The organism is Hoylesella timonensis S9-PR14 (assembly GCF_000762405.1).
Taxonomy (GTDB): Bacteria; Bacteroidota; Bacteroidia; order Bacteroidales; family Bacteroidaceae; genus Prevotella; species Prevotella timonensis_A.
The window spans coordinates 1-3,182 of sequence record NZ_JRPQ01000225.1 but is presented as its reverse complement, the minus strand read 5'-3'; the positions used below and the strand labels follow the sequence as shown (position 1 = coordinate 3,182).

The following is a 3,182-nucleotide window of genomic DNA, read 5'->3' as shown; positions in this document are numbered from 1 at the left end:
ATGAATTATGAATTATGAATTGCTCACCATCCTACCATGAATTTTTGGCGGTCGGTCTTTTTCCGAACACCGGTTGAAAACTCTCCTGTCTTGCATTGCGCTGCAGGATCCATATCGCCCCCTCGTCAGCGTCCGGCGCATCGTCGTGAACACGGCTTCCGCGCTCGAGAGCGAGCGTCTGCTCTATGCCCACCTGCATATCGGGTGAGTCCTTGAGCTTCTCATTGTAGTAAACGTAGCCACGTTCCCACAGTGGGCTGACCGCCTCGATACGCTGTATCTTGTCGGGCTTCTTGCGTTTGTCGGGCATGATAGGCAGCTGGTATCCACGCAGGTTCCCCTCCAGGGCGAACTCGTCCAGAATGACGTCCTGCATGAAGTTCGCCTCCATAAAGAAGCGTATTGCCGCTTTGTCCCTCGTCCGCTCGTAGAGGTCATAGAGCCACCGTACCATACCTCCGACCGTGTCCTGCCGTACATAACAGTCTATGAGATGGAGTTCGTTTCCGATCTTTCCCCACAGACGTGAAGCCTTGTAGTCGTTGGCTGTGGTTGATTTGAAAGACGGGTCGGTGTAGCACACCAGCATATCATACTTGCGGAGCGATGGCATGGGCTTGTATCTTATCCAGTCTGCCCGGAAGATGGTTCCGTCCACGATGGGATTGTGCATCATCTCCTTCTCCCACGCCCGGTAGCCCACGAAGTCGCGGTACTCCTGTGCGTCTTCCTTGTTCCATTTCTCCTTCCATACCGGCTCCCCGTTTTTGTCTATAGCCTGAACCTTTGAGACAAACACGCCAGGCGTGGCTGCGATGTTTGCCAGTACGGAGGTCTTTGATATGAGGTTGCCCACCATAAGGAAACGTCCTCGCCCCACGTCGAGCGCGCCGAAGAGTGCCTCCTTCACCCAGTCGGTGAGGTCGTGCACACGCTTCTCGTTACGGCAGAGCTCGTCATCGTCAAGGTCGTCGATGACAATGTAGTCCGGGCGTGCCTCGCGCTCACGCAGTCCACGCGGCGACTGCCCACGTCCAACAGCAAGGAACTTCACTCCGGAGGCGGTCTTGAACTCCCCTGCCGTCCACAGTCCGAGGTTCTTCTGCTGCCCGAAGTCGGCGATGATGCGCTGATTATATTCCAGTTCTGCCTGAATATCTCCAAGCAACCGGTTGGCGCTGTCCTGCGATTTGCCCACCACGACCATGAAATTGATGAGCCGCTTTGGACGCAGCATCAACCACAGCGGCATGAAGATGTCAAAGTGCGTGGACTTGGCGTGTCCTCTGGGCCACATGAACACCGCCTTGAGGTTAGGAGTTCCCATTACCTTACGCGCAGCCTGATTGTGGAACGGCGCGTTGTGTACGGTGCGTACAACCTCTCCCGTTGTCTTGTCGCGCAGCGTGAGGAAATGGGGGAAGTAATACTCGCAGAAGGCGGCATAGTTGCTGAGCAGTCTTTCCTTGCGCCTGTCTTTTTGGGCAGGTGTCTCGTTGGCAAGTGCCGTGGTGTCGGTGATTGACTGGATGCGCTTGCAATGCTCCTTCCACTGCTGGAATGCCATTTTCTTTTCTGCTGCTGTTGCCATGGTGGTAGTTGATGAGTTTTTTAGTTGATGAGTTCACGAGTTAATTCATAATTAAGAATTCATAATTCATACTTTTAGTTGAGAGTTGATGAGTCGTTAGTAAAATTATGAATTATGAATTAAAAATTATGAATTATCATTTTATTCCCATCTGCTCAGTGAGGTACATGTCCTGAAACTTGTTGATGGTCTTGATGAGTTCCGGCGTTACAGAGGGGTCGATGGTGGCACGGTACTCCAGCCACTTGGAAAATGCCATAAAGACCTCTATCGCATCCACAACATTGGCCTTCTTGTCGAGCTTCTCGATGACGGAGGACAGTTTGGCGAGCTTGTCGCCTATGCCGGCTATGAGCGATGGGTCTTCCGACTCGTTCACCTCGGTTATCAACTTGTCTATGGTGAGCAGCAGTTTGTTCACCAGCTCGGGGCGTGTCACGTTCTTGGCCGCCCGCGCCTCTTTCCAACCATCCGCATTGCACCACTTGGATATGGTAACCCTCGACACCTCAACCTTCTCAGCTATCTCGTTCTGCTCCATCCCAGCAAGGTAGAGAGAGCGTGCAAGGGATTTTTTCTTTTCTGTTTCTGCTTTTGTCATAAATCGGTTTGTTGCTTTACCATGCAAAATTGCCTTATTTTATTGAGGTTGCAAAAAAAAGATGCAGTCACTTCATAGAAGCGTGTAGTGGTTTCATACTTTTTTGGTAGTCAATGATTTATGACGTAATATTGCAGTCAAAATTGAATATGAAACGCAAATGGGAAAACGTGTAAGAATATCTAATGACAGCCTGAACAGCTACGGGTTCAGAGTGCTGACGAGCGGCATGGACGTGGCTCAGTACAACCGTAACCCTGTACTTCTCTATATGCACGAGCGTGGCAACGTGGTGGGTTATGTGAAGGACTTGAAGGTGGAGAACAATGAGGTAACCGGTGAACTGATGTTCGACTGTGCCTCGGAACTTAGCCAACGCTGCGAGAAGCAGTTCGAGTTCGGAAGTCTAAGAATGGTGAGCGCCGGTTTGGAAATATTGGAAACAAGCGAGGATGCGAGCATGCTTGTCCAAGGGCAGACACGTCCCACCATCACCAAGAGCAAGCTATTTGAGGTAAGCGTCGCTGATGTCGGTGCCAATGATGATGCCCTCGTGCTTCATAAAGACGGAAAAAGAATAACCCTCGGCAGGGACGNAGATTGCCCGCTGCCGCTTTTGAATAATATTAACAAACAAAAAACAGAAGAAATGGAAAACAANACCATNGCCCTGAATTTGGGGCTGCCNGAAACGGCNACCGAGGCTGAAATCTCCGCCAAGATTGCCGAGTTGAATGCNGTCAAGGAACAGAACGCGTCTCTGCTTCAGGAAAAAGAGAAGCTCACCTTGNCGAGAATCAACAGCCTTGTCGAGCAAGCCATNGCCGACAAACGCATTGAGTTAAACAACAAAGACCAGTTTGTGGAGCTGGGCAAGAAGATTGGCGCGGANGAACTGGAGAAGACCNTGAAGGCGATGCANCCTTCGGTGAAGCTGTCTTCCGTGATAGGACATCAGGGTGGCGCTCCTACAGGTGAACAGAAGTTCAC

At 51.1% G+C, this 3,182-nt stretch carries 3 protein-coding genes; 1 reads left to right on the top strand and 2 read right to left on the bottom strand.

Translation table 11 applies throughout. From position 1 onward, the window contains the following. Positions 1–31: 31 nt before the first annotated feature. Together HMPREF9304_RS12030 and HMPREF9304_RS12025 are read right to left on the bottom strand one after the other, a co-directional pair. Entirely contained in the window at positions 32–1,591 is a 1,560-nt protein-coding gene (locus tag HMPREF9304_RS12030; RefSeq protein ID WP_036929524.1) for a hypothetical protein, read from the bottom strand. 136 nt (positions 1,592–1,727) lie between these two features. Beyond that, positions 1,728–2,192: a DUF1804 family protein gene (locus tag HMPREF9304_RS12025; protein WP_036929522.1), complete on the bottom strand. Its 465-nt coding sequence runs from the start codon at positions 2,190–2,192 to the stop codon at positions 1,728–1,730. Positions 2,193–2,352: 160 nt separating this feature from the next. Here HMPREF9304_RS12025 and HMPREF9304_RS12020 point away from each other — a divergent pair. Next, positions 2,353–3,182, top strand: an 830-nt coding sequence (locus HMPREF9304_RS12020; RefSeq protein WP_036929521.1) for an HK97 family phage prohead protease, incomplete at its 3' end; no start/stop codon positions are given.